The sequence below is a fragment of the Nonomuraea sp. NPDC049646 genome (assembly GCF_044465525.1).
Lineage (GTDB): Bacteria > Actinomycetota > Actinomycetes > Streptosporangiales > Streptosporangiaceae > Nonomuraea.
Genome location: NZ_JBITLU010000005.1, coordinates 476,405 through 492,061, shown reverse-complemented (window position 1 = coordinate 492,061; position 15,657 = coordinate 476,405). Strand labels below are relative to the sequence as shown.

General features: G+C 73.0%; 15 protein-coding genes. 9 read left to right on the top strand and 6 right to left on the bottom strand.

The window, feature by feature from the left end:
- The first annotated feature begins 95 nt into the window (after positions 1-95).
- Positions 96-410, top strand: coding sequence for a hypothetical protein (locus ACIBQ8_RS17910; protein ID WP_397179523.1), 315 nt, complete (start codon positions 96-98; stop codon positions 408-410).
- A 16-nt stretch (positions 411-426) separates the two neighbouring features.
- Here ACIBQ8_RS17910 and ACIBQ8_RS17905 read toward each other — a convergent pair whose 3' ends face one another.
- Positions 427-1,290, bottom strand: coding sequence for a helix-turn-helix transcriptional regulator (locus ACIBQ8_RS17905; protein ID WP_397192467.1), 864 nt, complete (start codon positions 1,288-1,290; stop codon positions 427-429).
- A gap of 158 nt (positions 1,291-1,448) precedes the next feature.
- Here ACIBQ8_RS17905 and ACIBQ8_RS17900 point away from each other — a divergent pair, with 158 nt between their 5' ends.
- A complete protein-coding gene (locus ACIBQ8_RS17900; RefSeq protein WP_397192466.1) occupies positions 1,449-2,510 on the top strand; it encodes an aldo/keto reductase in 1,062 nt (353 codons plus the stop codon).
- Positions 2,507-2,845: a putative quinol monooxygenase gene (locus tag ACIBQ8_RS17895; protein WP_397192465.1), complete on the top strand. Its 339-nt coding sequence runs from the start codon at positions 2,507-2,509 to the stop codon at positions 2,843-2,845. Before ACIBQ8_RS17900 ends, ACIBQ8_RS17895 begins: the two co-directional genes overlap by 4 nt.
- On the opposite strand, the gene ACIBQ8_RS17890 is transcribed toward ACIBQ8_RS17895, so the two are convergent.
- Entirely contained in the window at positions 2,826-3,107 is a 282-nt protein-coding gene (locus ACIBQ8_RS17890; protein ID WP_397179527.1) for a hypothetical protein, read from the bottom strand. The two genes, ACIBQ8_RS17895 and ACIBQ8_RS17890, sit on opposite strands and share 20 nt — an antisense overlap.
- Before the next feature lie 237 nt (positions 3,108-3,344).
- On the opposite strand from ACIBQ8_RS17890, the gene ACIBQ8_RS17885 reads away from it, so the two are divergent.
- The 5 genes from ACIBQ8_RS17885 (at position 3,345) to ACIBQ8_RS17865 (ending at position 8,223) form a co-directional block, all read left to right on the top strand.
- Positions 3,345-4,157, top strand: a complete 813-nt coding sequence (locus ACIBQ8_RS17885; RefSeq protein ID WP_397192464.1) for a S1C family serine protease — start codon at positions 3,345-3,347, stop codon at positions 4,155-4,157.
- A gap of 35 nt (positions 4,158-4,192) precedes the next feature.
- A complete protein-coding gene (locus tag ACIBQ8_RS17880; protein WP_397192463.1) occupies positions 4,193-5,170 on the top strand; it encodes an AAA family ATPase in 978 nt (325 codons plus the stop codon).
- 6 nt (positions 5,171-5,176) lie between these two features.
- Positions 5,177-6,097, top strand: coding sequence for a DUF58 domain-containing protein (locus ACIBQ8_RS17875; protein WP_397179530.1), 921 nt, complete (start codon positions 5,177-5,179; stop codon positions 6,095-6,097).
- 68 nt (positions 6,098-6,165) lie between these two features.
- Positions 6,166-7,176: a VWA domain-containing protein gene (locus tag ACIBQ8_RS17870; protein WP_397192462.1), complete on the top strand. Its 1,011-nt coding sequence runs from the start codon at positions 6,166-6,168 to the stop codon at positions 7,174-7,176.
- On the top strand, positions 7,177-8,223 hold the full coding sequence (locus tag ACIBQ8_RS17865) for a VWA domain-containing protein (protein ID WP_397179532.1): 1,047 nt from the start codon (positions 7,177-7,179) through the stop codon (positions 8,221-8,223).
- A 16-nt stretch (positions 8,224-8,239) separates the two neighbouring features.
- On the opposite strand, the gene ACIBQ8_RS17860 is transcribed toward ACIBQ8_RS17865, so the two are convergent.
- Positions 8,240-8,665 (bottom strand): DNA-binding protein, encoded by a 426-nt coding sequence (locus ACIBQ8_RS17860; protein WP_397179533.1) that lies wholly within the window; start codon positions 8,663-8,665, stop codon positions 8,240-8,242.
- Positions 8,666-8,818: 153 nt separating this feature from the next.
- On the opposite strand from ACIBQ8_RS17860, the gene ACIBQ8_RS17855 reads away from it, so the two are divergent.
- Positions 8,819-9,985: an erythromycin esterase family protein gene (locus ACIBQ8_RS17855; RefSeq protein ID WP_397192461.1), complete on the top strand. Its 1,167-nt coding sequence runs from the start codon at positions 8,819-8,821 to the stop codon at positions 9,983-9,985.
- A gap of 79 nt (positions 9,986-10,064) precedes the next feature.
- Here the strand turns inward: ACIBQ8_RS17855 and ACIBQ8_RS17850 are convergent, their stop codons facing one another.
- From ACIBQ8_RS17850 to ACIBQ8_RS17840, 3 genes are all read right to left on the bottom strand, one after another.
- The gene (locus tag ACIBQ8_RS17850; RefSeq protein WP_397192460.1) at positions 10,065-12,467 is read right to left on the bottom strand and encodes a hypothetical protein; all 2,403 of its coding nucleotides are present in this window, start codon (positions 12,465-12,467) and stop codon (positions 10,065-10,067) included.
- A gap of 216 nt (positions 12,468-12,683) precedes the next feature.
- Positions 12,684-14,291 carry a beta-N-acetylhexosaminidase gene (locus ACIBQ8_RS17845; RefSeq protein ID WP_397192459.1) on the bottom strand — a complete coding sequence of 536 codons (1,608 nt, stop codon included), beginning with the start codon at positions 14,289-14,291 and terminating at the stop codon, positions 12,684-12,686.
- The gene (locus ACIBQ8_RS17840; RefSeq protein ID WP_397192458.1) at positions 14,288-15,532 is read right to left on the bottom strand and encodes a Gfo/Idh/MocA family protein; all 1,245 of its coding nucleotides are present in this window, start codon (positions 15,530-15,532) and stop codon (positions 14,288-14,290) included. Before ACIBQ8_RS17840 ends, ACIBQ8_RS17845 begins: the two co-directional genes overlap by 4 nt.
- Positions 15,533-15,657 lie beyond the last annotated feature (125 nt).

Below are 15,657 nucleotides of genomic sequence, written 5' to 3'. Positions count from 1 at the left end.
CACGGGTTGCCACCATGTGCTTACAGCAAGTGGGACCCGGCCGCCCTCCACCACTGGGCCGGTTCCCTACCGACTACCGGCAAAGGTAGGAGTAAGTGGATGTAGAGGCGGAGATCCTGGACATCAGGCTTCGGGTCCAGGCGCTGGAGGCGACACTGTGCGCCGAGGCCGACTGCTCCGAGGCGGTGCTCGGCGTCGCCGAGATGCGCGCCGACCTCGCCGAGACCCGCAGCGAGTCGGGCCAGGACGTCACGACCCTGACCGACGAGCTGCTCGGCCTGCGCGGGCAGACCGACGAACACTTCCAGGCGATCCGGTCGAAGATCCGCCGCCGGCTCGACCTGCTGCGCTGCGAGACCCTCGATCTGGCCATCAGGCTCGACCGCCTGCTGGAGAAGGACGACTCCTAGCGGGCCCCGCCGGAGGTCAGGAGGCGGCGTGGGCCTGGCGGGTCCAGGCGGACAGCAGGCGGAGAGCGGTCTGGGAGGGTGAGCCCTCCTCGGGGGTGTGGGCGATCAACGCCTGGTCGGGGTCGTCGGGCAGGCGGAGGGTCTCGAAGCCGAGGTCGAGCCTGCCGACCACCGGGTGCAGGTAGACGTAGCGTCCGTGGGTCTTGTCCTTGAGCCGGTGCTCGGCCCACAGCTCGCGGAACTCCGGGCTGGCCGCCGACAGCTCCTCGACCAGTTCCGGCGTCCGGGTGTCCTCGGGATGGCGGCCGGCGTCGAGGCGCAGGTAGGCGGCCACGTCGGCGGCCTTGGCGGGCCAGTCGGCGTACAGGTCGCGCATGCCCTCGTCCAGGAACACCAGGCGGGCCAGGTTGCGCTGCTCGGGCGGCAGCGCGCCGAAGTCGGTGATCAGCGCCGCCGCGAGGTGGTTCCAGGCCAGTACGTCGGTGTTGCGGCCGACGACATAGGCCGGCACGTCGGCCGACGCGTCCAGCAGGCGCTGGAGGCCGGGCCGGACGCGTTGCAGCGGGGGCGCGGCCTGCCCGCGGTCGCCGTCGTTCCAGGGGCGGGCCAGGCGGTGGAGGTGCGCGCGCTCGACGTCGTCCAGGCGCAGGGCGCGGGCGACGGCGTCCAGGACCGCTTCGGAGAAGTGCAGGGTACGGCCCTGCTCCAGCCGGACGTAATGGTCCACGCTCACCCCGGCGAGCTGGGCCAGCTCCTCCCTGCGCAGGCCGGGCACGCGTCTGCGGCTGCCGTACTCGGGCAGGCCGAGCTCCTCCGGACGCAGCCGGGCGCGGCGGGATCGGAGGAATTCGCCCAGTTCTGCGCGTCTGTCCAGTGCCATGCGACCAGTATCGCCGTCCGGCGCCGGCACGAGCCTGGTCATGCCGTGCCTAGGCAGCGGCGGGCACTGGGTGGGCCGCGGGCGGCGCGCCAGAGTGGGGCGCACCGGACATCCGTACGGGATGCCCGGCCCCTCGATCCCACAGGGAGCAACGCGACATGAGCACCACCCACCTGCCCACCCGGCCTCTGGGCAGCACCGGCATGGACGTCACCCGCCTCGGCTTCGGCTCCTGGGCGGTGTCGGGAGCCGGCTGGAAGTTCGGCTGGGGCGCGACCGACGACGCCGAGTCGATCGCCGCGATCCGGCGCGCCGTCGCCGGCGGCGTCAACTGGATCGACACCGCGGCCGTGTACGGGCTCGGCCACTCCGAGGAACTGGTCGGCAAGGCCATCGCCGACCTGCCCGACGCCGACCGCCCGTACGTCTTCACCAAAGCGGGCCTGGTCTGGGACCCCGACGACCCGCAGGCGGCCCCGCGCCGGATCATGAAGCCGGCAAGCGTCCGGCGCGAGCTGGAGGACTCGCTGCGCCGCCTGAACGTCGAGCGCGTGGACCTGTACCAGGTGCACTACCCCGACACCGGCGAGTCGCTGGAGTACGCCGGCGGCGGATTCGGCGCGGTGTCGCCCAACGCCACGCCGCTGGAGGAGTACTGGCAGGTCATGGCCGACCTGAAGGCCGAGGGCAAGGTCCGCGCGATCGGCCTGTCCAACCACTCGCCCGAGGAGCTGGCGGCCGCGGAGCGCGTCGCCCACGTGGACGTCGTCCAGCCGCCGTTCTCGGCGATCAACCGGTCGTCGGCGGCCGAGATCGCGTGGGCGCACGCCCACGGCACCGGCGTGATCGCGTACTCGCCGCTGCAGTCGGGCCTGCTCACCGGGACGTTCTCCGCCGAGCGCGTCGCGGGCCTGCCCGCCGGCGACTGGCGGACCGCCCACCACGACTTCACCACCGGGCTGGCGGCCAACCTGCGGCTGGCGGAGGCGCTGCGCCCGGTCGCCGCCCGGCACGGCGTCGGCGTCGCCGAGGTGGCCATCGCGTGGGTCCTGGCCTGGCCGGGCGTCACCGGGGCCATCGTCGGCGCCCGGCGGCCGGAGCAGGTGGACGGCTGGATCGGCGCCGCCGCGGTGGACCTGACGCCGGCCGACCTGGCGGAGATCGCCGCCGCGATCACCGCCTCCGGCGCCGGGACCGGCCCCGCCCGGCCCCTCGCGTGACGGCGCCGGAGACGTCCCTCGTCGTGCTGGCCGAGTACGTGGCCGCGGCCGGGCAGGAGGACCGGCTGCGGACCGCGCTCGAAGCCATGATCGAACCGTCCCTGGACGAGCCCGGCTGCCTGGCCTACCGCGCCTACGGCGATCCGAACCACCCGGCGAGCATGGTGGTGATCGAGGAGTGGGCCGGCGCCGGGGCGCGGGAGCGGCACCTGACCACCCCGCATCACCGTCATGCGGCGCAGGTGCTGGACCTCGTCCTGGCCGAGCCGATGGTCGTGCGCACGCTGGTGACCGCCTCCGGCGCGGGCGGAGCGGTCAGCAACGCTGCCCGTTGACGTAGTCGATCGCCGGGCTGTGCGTCACCGTCTGGCAGAAGTAGCTGCCGGACGGGATGGTGATCGTGCCGTAGGTGCCGCTGCCCGATCCGGTGCAGCCGCTCGCGACGATGACGTACCCGACCAGGTCGGAGATGAGGATGCGTGAGCCGCTGGTGCAGACGTAGGAGGCGTCCATGGCCGCGGCCGGCGCGACGGTCGCCGCCGTCACCAGGGCGGCGGAGGCGGCGACGGTGACCACGCGCTTGAGCAGGGATCTCACGACGTGCCCCTTCCTGCGGGAGGTGCGGACGCCTGCACCTGTACCCGAGCCGCGCCGGGCCCGATCTGGCCGGGGGTGTCCGCAAGAGGCCAATGCGGGGGAGCCGTCAGTGCACGGCGGCGGGGAATCGGTCCTGCCGTATGGGTTGCGGCCCGGCCTGGACGCGTCCGGAGGCGCCGGGCATTTGTGCGTCCTTCTTTATGGTGCTTTTCGGTGCGATTGCTGAGTATGAGGAGCATGGAGCGCGTGCCGCAGGAGGACGGTGCGGCCGGGGCTCGGGAAGCCGGGCGGGCCAGGGCCGGAAGGGTTCGGCGAGCCGCCGCCGGAGGCGGGGTGCTGGTCGTCGTGGCGGCGCTGGCGTACTGGCTGGGCGGCGGCGGCAGCGGCGGCGACGACAGGGCCGGGGGAGGGCCGGGCGGCACGCCGACGCCCACCGCGACCCTCACGGTGCCGGACGTCTTCCGGCGGGTCGGGCCGTCGGTCGTGGTCATCCAGGCGGGCAGGTCGCTCGGCACGGGGGTGATCGCGGCCGAGGACGGGACGATCCTGACCGCCCATCACGTGGTCAAGTCCGCGAAGGACATCGACCTCACGTTCGCGGACGGGACCAGGGCCAAGGCCGTCGTCGCCACCGCGAACCCCAAGCGGGACGTCGCCGTGCTCAAGCCGGTGAGGCTGCCGGAGATCGTCGTGCCCGCGACGCTCGGCGGCGCCGTGGCCGTGGGGGCGCCGGTCGTGGCGATCGGCAATCCGCTGGGCCTGACCTACAGCGTCTCCACCGGGGTGGTGTCCGGCCTCGACCGGACCACCGGCCGGACCGGCAAGGACGCCGGCCTGAACGGGCTGATCCAGTTCGACGCCTCCGTCAACCCGGGCAGCTCCGGCGGCCCCCTGCTGGACGCCCGCGGGCTGGTCGTCGGGATCGTCGTCTCGATCGCCGACCCCGGGGGCGACGACGCGTTCGCCGGCATCGCGTTCGCGGTGCCGATCGGCGCGGCCCTGGGCGGCGACGACGGCGACGGCCCGCCGGGCGACGGACCCCAGATCTGACCGGCACCCCCCGAAGCGCCTACAGAAGGGACATCATGCCCCCGGCCCAGGCTCATCCGCTCGAACAGGTCCTCTTCGAGGTCAAACGCACCATCGTCGGTCAGGACGTGCTGCTCGAACGCATGGCCGTCGCGCTGATCGCCGACGGTCACCTGCTGGTGGAAGGCGTGCCGGGCCTGGCCAAGACCCTGGCCGTCCGGTCGCTGGCCGCGGCGATCACCGGCGGCTTCCAGCGCGTGCAGTTCACCCCCGACCTGGTCCCCGCCGACCTCGTCGGCACGCGGGTCTACCACCAGCACTCCGGCGAGTTCCGGACGGAGCTCGGCCCGGTGTTCACGAACCTGCTGCTCGCCGACGAGATCAACCGCGCCCCCGCCAAGGTGCAGAGCGCCCTGCTGGAGGTGATGCAGGAGCACCAGGTGACGATCGGCCGCGAGACGTTCCAGGTGCCGGAGCCGTTCCTGGTGATGGCGACGGAGAACCCGATCGAGTCCGAAGGCACGTACCCGCTGCCCGAGGCGCAGGTGGACCGGTTCATGATGAAGGTGGTCGTCGGCTATCCCGCCCGGAACGAGGAGCAGGCGATCGTCGAGCGCGCGCTGCGCCCGCCGGACCCGCCGCAGCCGACGGTCACGACCGCCGAGCTGATGGAGATGCGGGCCCGCGCCCGGCAGGTGTACGTCGATCCGTCGATCGTCGACTACGCCGTCCGCGTGGTCGCCGTGACCCGCTCGCCGGGCACGGCCGGGCTGGGGGAGCTGGAGCGGTACGTCACGTACGGGGCCAGCCCGCGCGCGTCCATCGCGCTCGTCACGGGCGCCCGCGCGCTGGCGTTCCTGCGCGGTCGCGACTACGTCCTGCCGGACGACCTGTCCGAACTCGCGCTCGACGTGCTGCGCCACCGTCTCGTGCTGTCCTACGAGGCCCTGGCGGACGACGTCGACGCCGACACGATCATCAGCAGGGTGCTCGGGGCCGTCCGGACGCCCGACGTCGTCCTGCGGAACCGCTGAGCCGTCATGGCCACCGCCCCCGAAAGACTCCTGCTCCGCCTGGAGTGGAAGGTCGTCCGCAGGCTGGACGGCCGCCTCCAGGGCGCCCACCGCACCGCGCACCGCGGCTCCGGCGTCGACTTCACCGGCCTGCGCCGCTACGCCGACGGCGACGACGCCCGGCACATCGACTGGAACGTCACCGCCCGCCTGGACGAGCCCCATCTGCGCGTGTTCACCGAGGACCGCGAGCTGACGGTGTGGCTGGTGCTCGACCGGTCGGCCTCGATGACGGCCGGGCGGCCGGGGCGCGGCAAGCACGACGTCCTGGCCGAGCTGGCGCTCGTCCTCGCCCGGCTGTTCGGGCGGGGCGGCGACCGGGTCGGGGCGCTGCTGTTCGACACCGGGGTGGTTCGGGTCGTGCCGCCGGGCACGTCCCGGCGGCACGCGCTGCGGATCGGCGCCGAGCTGGAGCGCACCGCCGGCCCGCGCGCCGGCGCCACCACCGACCTGGCCCTGATGCTCGACGCGGCCGGACGGCTGGCGCGCCGCCGCGCGCTCGTCGTCGTCCTGTCGGACTTCATCGGCGAGGGCGACTGGGAACGCTCGCTCCAGCGCCTGGCCCGGCGGCACGAGGTCGTCGCCCTGCGCGTCGTGGACGCGGCCGACGACGCGCTGCCCGAGGCCGGGCTGATCGTGGTCGAGGACGCCGAGACCGGCGAGCAGCTCGTCGTCGACTCCGCCGACCCGCTGCTGCGGGTCCGCTTCCGCGAGGCCGTGGACGCCCGCGACGCCCGGCTCGCGGCGGGCATGCGCCGGGCGGGGGTGCCGGTCCACCGCGTCGCCACCGACCACGACCTGACCGACACGCTCGTCGAGATCACGGCCCGCACGGGAAAGCGGTCGTCACGAGCGGGTTCGGGACCGCGCGGGGAGTGGTCGCCGTGATCGGGGTCGGTCCGGGTCTACGGTCGGCCGCCATGAACGGGGTCGGTCCGGGTCTCCGATCGGTCGCCATGATCGGGGTCGGTCCCCGTTTCCGGTCGGTCGCCGTGAGCGGGGTCGCCGGGGATCGGTTGACGCTGTCGTCCCCGCTGGTGCTGGCCGTGGGGCTGCTCGTGACGGCGGCGCTGGCCTGGGCGGTCGTCGTCTCGGCCCGCCGCCGGAGGTCGGCGCTGGCCGCGGCCGGGGTCGCCGGGCCGGGCGGGCGCGGCGCGTACCTCGGGACCGGCCTGACGATCGCCGGGGTCGGCGTGCTCGCGGTCGCCGCCGCGGGACCGGCGGCGATGCTGCCGGTGCCGCGGACCGCGGGCACGGTCATCCTCGCCGTCGACGTCTCCAACAGCATGGGCGCCGGCGACGTCGCGCCGACCAGGCTGGCCGCCGCGCAGCGGGCGGCCCGCGCGTTCGTGGCGGCGCAGCCCGACAGCGTGGACATCGGGGTCGTCGCGTTCGAACGCGGCGCGCTCACCACCGCCCGGCCCGACGCCGACCACTCCGTCGCGCTCAGGGCCATCGACCGCCTGAGGATCACCGGCGGCACCTCGCTCGCGGCGGCCATCACGGCCTCGCTGACGGCCATCACCGGCAGGCAGGTGGTCATCGGCCGCGACGGGACGCCGCCCGACCTCGGCTACTGGCCGTCGGCCACGATCGTGATGTTCTCCGACGGCCAGAACCAGGGCGGCGACGTCGGACGGGCCGCCGCCGCGGCCCAGAAGGCGGGCGTGCGCGTCCACACCGTGGGGGTCGGCACCGCGGCCGGGGCGGCGGTGCAGGTCGACGGCTACCACCTGCAGACCTCGCTCGACGAGGACACCCTCACCACGATCGCGCGGACCACCGGCGGCGCCTACCACCCGGCCGCCGACGCCGCGCGGCTCGACGACGTCGCCGACGCGATCGACCTGCGGCTCACGGTCTCCGACGAGCCGCTGCCGCTCGCCGGCGGGCTGATCGGGCTCGCCCTCGTGCTGCTCGCCGCGGGCGCGGCGGTCACCGTGTTCCGGTCGGGGCGGGTGATCTGAATGTCGTTGTCCTGGCCGTGGGCGCTGCTGTCCGCGCTGGTCATCCCGTTGATCTTCGCGATCCGCTGGTGGGCGGGCCGCCGGCGGCGGCGGGTGGTCGTGCGCGTCACCTCGATCGCGCTCGTACGGGCCGCCCTTCCCGGGCGTACGCGCTGGACGCGGCGCATCCCCGTGGCGCTCTTCGTCGCCGGGCTGGCGCTGCTCGCGGCGGGGGCGGCGCGGCCGCAGGCGTCGGTGCCGGTGCCGATGCGGTCGGCGACGATCCTGCTCGCGCTCGACACCTCCGGCTCCATGTGCTCCACCGACGTCGATCCCAACCGCCTCACCGCCGCCAGGAAGGCCGCCGCCGGCTTCATCGAGTCGCAGCGCGGCGGGCCGCGCATCGGCCTGGTCACCTTCGCCGGCACCGCGGGCCTGCTCGTCCCGCCCACCGACGACACCGACGCCCTGATCGAGGCCCTGGACGGGCTCACCGTCGCCCGCGGCACCGCGATCGGCCAGGCCATGCTGACCTCGATCGACGCGATCGCCGAGGTGGACCCCTCGGTCGCCGCCACCGCCGCCACGCCGCCCGCCGCGACCTCCGGGTACGCCGGCGCCGCGATCGTCGTGCTCACCGACGGCGCCAACACCCAGGGCGTCGACCCGCAGCGGGCCGCCCAGGAGGCGGCGTTGCGCCGCGTACGCGTGTTCACCATCGGCTTCGGCACCACGAACGTGGTCCCGATGGTGTGCGACAACTCCCAGTTCGACGGCCGCGGCTTCGGCAACTGGGGCGGCGGGTCCGGCGGCGGCTTCGACCGGGGCCGCAACCCCCGGGTCATCGACGAGCCGGCGCTCCGGCAGATCGCCCGGACGACCGGCGGCTCCTACCACCGGGCCGAGAACGCCGACCAGCTCGCGACCGCCCTCGACGCCCTTCCCGGCACCTTCACGGTCGTCCGCGAACGGGTGGACACGGCCGCCGCCTTCGCCGGGGCCGGCGCCCTGCTGGTGGTCGCGGCGCTGTCGCTCTCCCTCTGGTGGAACCGCCCGCGCCGCGCCTGACCCCCTGGCCGGCGGCCTAGTCGAGGGTCGTCGCCGACCGTTCGGCGAGCCGTTCGTGGCGCTGCCGGGCGGCCTGCGCGGTGCCCAGGCCGAGCCCGAAGGCGATCTCCTGCCAGGTCATGCCGCGCCCCCGGGCCATCGCCAGCAGCCCGGCCTCCAGCGCGTCGAGCTCTCCGCGAACCAGCGGGACGAGGCTCAACGCCGCCGTGATGTCGGCCTGGTCGACCTCCGGCTCGCCGTCGTCGAGCTGCGCGGCCCCGCTGAGCAGGAACGACACCAGCCGGACGGCCTCGTGCGGCCCGATGACCGACGGGTGGGCCTGCCTGAGCCGCTGCTCGCCGGTGGCCGCGTGCCGCTCGGCGATCCGGAACAGGGACGCGTGCACCCGCCGGGCGCGCGCCTGCTCGGGGTCCGGCGGGGAGAAGGGGTGATCGATGGACATGCAGGCAACGATGTCGCGGGAACCTTTTGATGTCAACAGCTTGTTTTGAACAAACCGTTCAAAGCGTGGAGCGCCGGTTGAAGGTTTGCGGGAGATCAGTGAGGGATTCGGCGGCAAAGGCTACACCGAAAGTTCAACGATAGCGTTGAAGGCATGGATATGAAGGACATCGCCTGGCCGGTCGATGGCGCGGGTCTCTCGGCGTTCCTGGGGACGCTTCCCGCCAGGCCGCTGCTGCTCGGCCTCGGTGAGGCCCGGCACTTCGTGGGGGAACTGGGCGAGCTGCGCAACGAGATCTTCCGGCACCTCGTCGAGAACGAGGGCTACCGGTCGTTCGCCATCGAGAGCGACTGCCTCAAGGGCCTCCTGGTGGACGACTACGTCACGACCGGCGCCGGCACCCTCGACGACGTCATGGACCGCGGCTTCAGCCACGGTTTCGGCGCCCTGCCGGCCAACCGCGAGCTCGTCCGATGGATGCGCGCCCACAACGAGGAGCACGACGAGAAGCTGCGCTTCTTCGGGGTCGACGGCCCGCTGGAGTACTGGGCGGCGAGCCCGCGCGAGGCGCTCACCGGCCTGTACGACCTGCTCGACGGCCCGCTCCCCGCCGCGGTGGTGACCAGGGACACCCTCGACGCGCTGCTCGGCCAGGACGACCGGTGGTCCGACGAGGCCACGGCCATGGACCCGGCGAAGTCGATCGGCCAGTCCGCCGACGCCCAGCGGCTCCGGGTGATCGCCGACGACCTGGCGGCGCTGCTCGACACGCAGTCGCCGCAGCTCGGCGCCCGGGACAGGGAACGCGCGCACCTGTACGCGCGCACCGCCACCGGCCTGCTGCGCTACCACCACTGGATGGCCGACGCCTCCCCGGCGCGCTGGACCCGGCTGTCGGCCCTGCGGGACGCGATGATGGCGGCCAACCTGCGTGCCGTCGCCGAGCACGGCCCGGCCCTGGTCTTCTCCTCCAACCTGCACCTCCAGCGCGACAGGACGGTCATGTCGTTCGGCGACCAGCGGCTGGAGTGGTGGAGCGCGGGGGCGATCGCCGCCGCCCGCCTGGGCGACCGGTACGCCTACCTGGCCTCCGCCTTCGGCACGACCGGCGACGACGCCCCGCCGGAGGACACCGTCGAGGGCGCGTTGTCCGCGCTCCCGTGGGAGCACTCGGTGATCGACGCCCGCCGCCTGGCCGAGGCCGTCGCCGGCCCGGCGAAGCGCGTGTCCCAGGATTTCGCCTACTTCCCGCTGGAGCCGTCCCACCTGGGCGCGATCGACGGCGTCGTCTTCCTCAAGCGGGTCGGCGCCTGGGGGTGAGCGTCCGGGGGCGGGCAGCACGATGGTCCCTCCCCGCGGGGAGGGACCATCAGGTTGACGCGGATGGGAAGAGGGCTACCTACATGGAGGTTTCCCAGGGCATCGGCATGTCGCCCGTCTCCCGGTAGGAACGTTCCATGTACGGGTCGTCCGTCATGTCCTCAGGCCGAGGCTCGTAGGACTCGTCCATGGAGTGGCCCATGTCCCGCTCGTCCTTGTCCGCGTGCTCCGGGACGCATCCCGATTCGGCGGTCTTGCCGTCGTACGGCATCTTGCCGGGCGGGCACTGGTGGTCGTAGCCGTGGTCGTACCTGTGGTCGTACCCGTGGTCGTGACCGTGGTCGTGACCGTGGTGACGGCCGTGGCCGTGGTGGTGGTGCGGCTTCTTGCCGGGACGGCAGTGGTGGTTCTTCTTGCCCGGCCGGCACGGCGGCCGCGGGTGCTGCGACTTCTGCACGACCCGGATGGTCGCCGTCGCCGGAGCGGAGGTCAGGCCGTCCGCCCGCGCCACGGCGGTGTTGGTGATGGTGAAGCGGCAGCCCTTCCGGCAGTCCTTGTTGCCGCCGGGACGGCTCGGCACGACGAAGACGCCCGTGCACGTGGTGGTCTCGCCGGGCTCCAGAGTGGTGGTCCGGCAGACGATGTTCGTCACCCGGTTGTCGTTGATCCGGAGGTTCTCCACCGTCTCGTCGGAGTTGTTCCTGACCTCGTAGCGGTAGGTGACCCGCTCGCCCGGCCGGTACGTGCGGGTGTCGTCCACGGTCTTCTCCAGCAGGAGCGTCCCGCGCTCGCCCATGACGTCGATGGTCGCCTCCGACGGCGGCGAGCTCACCTCCGTGTCGTCGATCATGCCCACCGCGGTGGCGGTGTTGGTGACCGAGCCGTGGGCGGCGTCCTCTTCGGTGACCGTGTAGGTGCCCGTGCAGAGCGTGGACTCGCCGGGCTCCAGGGTGGTGGTCTCGCAGACGATGTCCGACACCCGGTTGTCGTCGATCCGCAGGTCCGTCACGGTCTCCCGGAACGTGTTCCGCACGACGTAGCGGTAGGTGACCCGGTCGCCGGGGCGGTACGTGCGGGAGTCGTCGACGCGCTTGTCCAGCTCCAGCATCCCGCGCTCGTCCGTGACGCCGATGGTGACCTCGGACGGCGGCGAGGTGACCTCGTTGCCGTCGGCCCGGCCCATCGCGGTGGCGACGTTGGTGACCGAGCCGCGCTCGGCGTCCTCCTCCGTGACCGTGTACGAGCCGCGGCAGATGACCCGCTCGCCCACGTTCAAGGTGGTCTGCGGGCAGGTGACCTCTTCGACGACGTCGTCGTCCACCATCAGGTCGGCGATGTTCATGTTGCCGGTGTTGGTGACCACGTACTCGTAGGGCACCTCCGTGCCCACCGGCACCGGGTCGGGCAGGTCGGCATCCTCGGCGACGCGCTTCCTGAGCGACAGCTCAGGCCGCTCGGCCACCGGACGGACGACCACGTTCCGGATCAGGTGCACATCGCTGAACAGGCCGGTGGACGCACCGAACCCGAACTTGTAGGTCGCCGGGACCGGCTGCGGCGCGGGCAGCGACAGCACCTCCTGCATCCCGTTGCCGTCGTTGAAGTCGATCGAGACGGTGATCTCGGGGTTCGGCGCCGGCGTGATCCGGACGTTGACCGTGCGCTTCGACTCCTCCAGCACGGCCTGGGCCGCCCGCGGGTCGTTGGGCACCGACATCGTGGGGCCCTGCAACTGGCCCGGCAGCGTCGAGGGCCACGGCCCCGTCGTGGTGAAGTTGCTGGTGGTGGCGGTCAGGAAGCAGTAGCCCGCGGTGCCGTTGCCGGGCCCGCGCACCGTCACCATGTTCGGCCCGGGAGCCGGGACGCGGAACCCGGTGCCGGCCGGTGAGCGCTCGGCGCAGGTGCGGCCGCGCTGCTCCCAGTCCCCGAAGTAGTTGCCGAGGACGTCCAGGCCGACGCCGATGTAGCCCTGGTTGACCCCCGGCTCGAACGGGTTCGCCGGGTCGTCGTCGGGCAGCTTCTGGGCGTAGCCGAGGCTGCCGCCGAACGCGCCCGGACGGTCCAGCGAGGCTTCCCCGTTGATCAGGAAGAAGGAGATGCCGTCCGCGGGCACCGCCGTGGTGTTGCCGTACTGCCACTGCTCGAACGTCACGTCCAGGCCCTCTTCGGCCGGGATCGGCTCGTTGTAGAGGGCGGCCGCCGTCTGGTCCAGGTCGGCGCTGGTGAGCTGGAGATAGCCGTACGGCGCTCCTCCGGTCGGCGGGACGGGACCCGCCGCGTTGGCGGGGCAGCCCCCGAGCGGATGGTCGCCGGGCCCGGCGGGCGGAGCCGACGGCGCGCCGGTCAGGCAGGCCGATCCCACGCCGATGAACTGCGGGATCGCGGTGGCCCCGGTGAAGTCCTCCTCGACCAGCGGAACCGGTTGCGCCGCCGCTGGACGGGCAGGTTGCAGCGCGACCGACACCGCGCTCAGAAGGAGCATGGTGGAAATGGCCGCACGTTTAGGGCCCGATGAGCTGTTTCCCGGCCCCGCGGGGCCAGATCGTATCTTCACGAATACTGAAGGTAACCATGCGCACTTGTGAACAGCTCGATCGACATAGCAAATGATCAACCACGAATGACACCGTCCCTCTTTGCAGGCATTCCGGGTTGAGGTAGCAGCGCGTTCGGCCTGGTCCCACGACGGGGAGGGGGTTCAGAGCCGCAGGCTGGACGTCCAGCGGGCGAGCTGGGCGTCGATCTCCGCCCTGGTCCGGGGATGACCGGGGGCGTCGGGACGGCGCTGCCAGGGGTGCGGCCCGCCCGCCGGCCGGTACTCCACGCCCAGCGCGTCGAGGCGTCTTTCGTGCACGGCGAGCCGCGCCAGGAAGTCCTCGAAGTCGCGCGCGCCGCTCCACATCGCCTCGGCGAAGGCGGCCAGCCGCGGGAAGGCCATGTAGTCGAGCAGCCGGGGGGAGTCGATGTGCTCGGTCCACAGAGCGGCCTGCGCGCCGAGGATCCTGCCGCGCTCCTCGTCGCCGAGGCCGCCGGGGACGGGGTCGAAGGCGTGGACCGCGCGCAGGGACGTCACGCTGCCGATCGGCACCGGCTCCTGGTCGCCGTCGGCCTGGCGGAAGTCCAGGTACGTCTCGCTGAACGGCGAGACGACCACGTCGTGACCGGCCCGCACGGCCAGCACCGCGCACTTGTCGCCGCGCCAGGCCGCGACGGTGACGCCGGGCGGCAGGCCGCCTTCCAGGAGCTCGTCCCAGCCGAGCGGGCTGCGCCCGCGGGCCAGCAGGTAGTCGGTGAAGTGGCGCATGAGCCAGCTCTGCAGCTCGTCGGCGTCGTGCAGGCCGAGCTCGCGGATGCGCTCCTTGGCCGGGACGCTCTCGTTCCACTGGGTCTTCGGCACCTCGTCGCCGCCGACGCAGACGTACCGGCCGGGGAAGAGCTCCAGGACCTCGTCCAGGACGTCGGTGAAGAAGGCGATCGTGGCGTCGGCGACGTTGAGCACGTTCTCGCCGACCCCCCACTCGGTGCGGACCGGCAGGCGCTCGTCGAGGTTGCCGAGCTCGGGGTAGGCGGCTATGGCGGCCTGCGTGTGGCCGGGCAGGTCGATCTCCGGCACGATCGTGACGAACCGGTCGGCGGCGTAGGAGACGATCTCGCGGATGTCGTCCTGGCTGTAGAAGCCGCCGTGCGGGCGCCCGTCGAACCGCTGGTGCCGCGCGGCGCCCACCGGCGACTCGCGCCGCCACGCGCCGACCTCCGTGAGCCTGGGGTACTTCCTGATCTCCAGCCGCCAGCCCTGGTCGTCGGTCAGGTGCAGGTGCAGGACGTTGAGCTTGTGCGCGGCCAGCAGTTCGATGTACCGCAGCAGGTCGTTCTTCGGCAGGAAGTGCCTGGCCACGTCGATGAGGCAGCCGCGCCAGCCGTACTGCGGCGCGTCGGCGATCTCGACGGCGGGGATGCTCCACGCCCTGTCCCCGGTGCGTCCGGCCCGGAAGGCGGCGGGGTCGAGGAGCTGGCGCAGCGTCTGCGCCCCGTAGAAGGCGCCGGCCGGGCCCGTCGCCTCGATCAGCACCGACCCGGACGTGGCGGTGAGCCGGTACTCCTCGGGCCCGAGGCCCGCGACGAGCCGGAGCTCCACCCCGCCCGGCCCCTCAGGGAGCGGCAGGCCGGTGGCCGGGGTGAGGGCCCCGCGAAGCCATTGCGCGGCCCCGGCCAGCGCCGGGTCGGCGGACAGCGGGGTCGTGGCGGTGAAGGTGAACCGGCCCTCGCCGGGCGTGCGGCGGGCGGGCGCCGGGATCGTCGCGTTCACAGGGCCTGCACGGTACGGGTCTCGCGGGCGCGCTCGGCGGCCCAGACGACCAGGTGCCCGGACAGGGCCTCGGCCGGGCCGGCGCCCAGCGGCGCCTGGTCCCCGGCGGCGACGGCGTCGATGAACGCCTTGGTGAGGCCCCCGTCGCCGCCGCCGTGGCCGTCGGCCAGCGACGCGCCCGCCGACGTCTCGGTGTCGATCAGCTCCTCGGCGCCGGTCACGAAGTCGACGACCCTGATCTCGCGCCCGTCGCCCTCGGCGTACCCGCGGGTGCCGAAGATCCGGGTCCTGCGGTGCTCCAGCGGCGTGAACGCCGTCATGGTGAACGACACGGTCGCGCCCTTCGCGAACTCCAGCGTGACGACCTGCTGGTCGACCACGTCGTTGTCGCAGTCGTAGACGCAGCGGCCGTACGGGCCGGTCTCCAGCGCGTGCGTGACGCCCGCCACGGTGGCGTCGGAGGTGACGGCGCCGAGCGGCCAGAACTCCCGGCGCGGGTCGCCGAGGCAGCTCAGGTACAGACGCTTGGCGGAGTAGGCGCAGTCGGGCTCGACGGCGCAGCTCACACACCGCGTGCTCGCGCCCTCGGGCCGGTTCTCCGGCCGGAAGTGGGTCAGCGAGCCGAAGGACGACACCGCGACCGGCTGCTCGCCGAGGATGTGGAGCAACCAGTCGATGTCATGGCAGGACTTGGTCAGCAGCATCGGCCCCGATTCGGCCGCGTTCCGCCAGGCGCCCCGCACGAAGGAGTGGGCCATGTGCCACCAGCCCACCGGCTCCAGGTGCTGCACGCTGGAGATCGTGCCCAACCGGCCGCTGTCCAGGAGCTTCTTCAACGCCCTGGTGTAGGCCGTGTAGCGGAGCACGTGACAGACCGCGAACAGCACGCCGTTGCGCTCGACCGCCTCGACGATGCGGCGGGCCTCCGGCTCCGTCGGGGCCATCGGCTTCTCCAGCAGGATGGCGTAACCGAGGTCGGCGAAGGCCACGGCCGGCTCGACGTGCAACCGGTCCTGGGTCGCGATCACCACGGCGTCCGCGAGCTTCGGCACGGCGGCCAGTTCGTCCCATCCGGCGAAGCAGGCGCTGTCCGGCAGGTCGTGGTCGGCGGCCACCTTGGCCCGGCGGGCCGGGTCCGGGTCGGCCACTGCCACGATGCGCGCCCGGCCGTCCGCGGCGGCGGCCCTGGCGTAGATCTGGCCGCGGGATCCGGCCCCGACGATGGCTATGGTCACGGTCATTTCGCAAACTCCTTTATGAAGGTCTCCATAGATAGTCACGAGAATGACCTTGCCGTCAAGCCTCTGCTCGCAGGGCACATGCAGCTAGAAGAGGGGATGGGCCGAAGGGATATAGTTCAGAGACC

What these genes read in the sequence shown, in the direction of transcription:
- ACIBQ8_RS17905 (WP_397192467.1), bottom strand. Translation starts at nt 1,290, where the DNA reads ATGGCACTGGACAGACGCGCAGAACTGGGCGAATTCCTCCGATCCCGC.
- ACIBQ8_RS17900 (WP_397192466.1), top strand. Translation starts at nt 1,449, where the DNA reads ATGAGCACCACCCACCTGCCCACCCGGCCTCTGGGCAGCACCGGCATG.
- ACIBQ8_RS17885 (WP_397192464.1), top strand. Translation starts at nt 3,345, where the DNA reads ATGGAGCGCGTGCCGCAGGAGGACGGTGCGGCCGGGGCTCGGGAAGCC.
- ACIBQ8_RS17880 (WP_397192463.1), top strand. Translation starts at nt 4,193, where the DNA reads ATGCCCCCGGCCCAGGCTCATCCGCTCGAACAGGTCCTCTTCGAGGTC.
- ACIBQ8_RS17875 (WP_397179530.1), top strand. Translation starts at nt 5,177, where the DNA reads ATGGCCACCGCCCCCGAAAGACTCCTGCTCCGCCTGGAGTGGAAGGTC.
- ACIBQ8_RS17870 (WP_397192462.1), top strand. Translation starts at nt 6,166, where the DNA reads ATGATCGGGGTCGGTCCCCGTTTCCGGTCGGTCGCCGTGAGCGGGGTC.
- ACIBQ8_RS17865 (WP_397179532.1), top strand. Translation starts at nt 7,177, where the DNA reads ATGTCGTTGTCCTGGCCGTGGGCGCTGCTGTCCGCGCTGGTCATCCCG.
- ACIBQ8_RS17860 (WP_397179533.1), bottom strand. Translation starts at nt 8,665, where the DNA reads ATGTCCATCGATCACCCCTTCTCCCCGCCGGACCCCGAGCAGGCGCGC.
- ACIBQ8_RS17855 (WP_397192461.1), top strand. Translation starts at nt 8,819, where the DNA reads ATGGATATGAAGGACATCGCCTGGCCGGTCGATGGCGCGGGTCTCTCG.
- ACIBQ8_RS17850 (WP_397192460.1), bottom strand. Translation starts at nt 12,467, where the DNA reads ATGCTCCTTCTGAGCGCGGTGTCGGTCGCGCTGCAACCTGCCCGTCCA.
- ACIBQ8_RS17840 (WP_397192458.1), bottom strand. Translation starts at nt 15,532, where the DNA reads ATGACCGTGACCATAGCCATCGTCGGGGCCGGATCCCGCGGCCAGATC.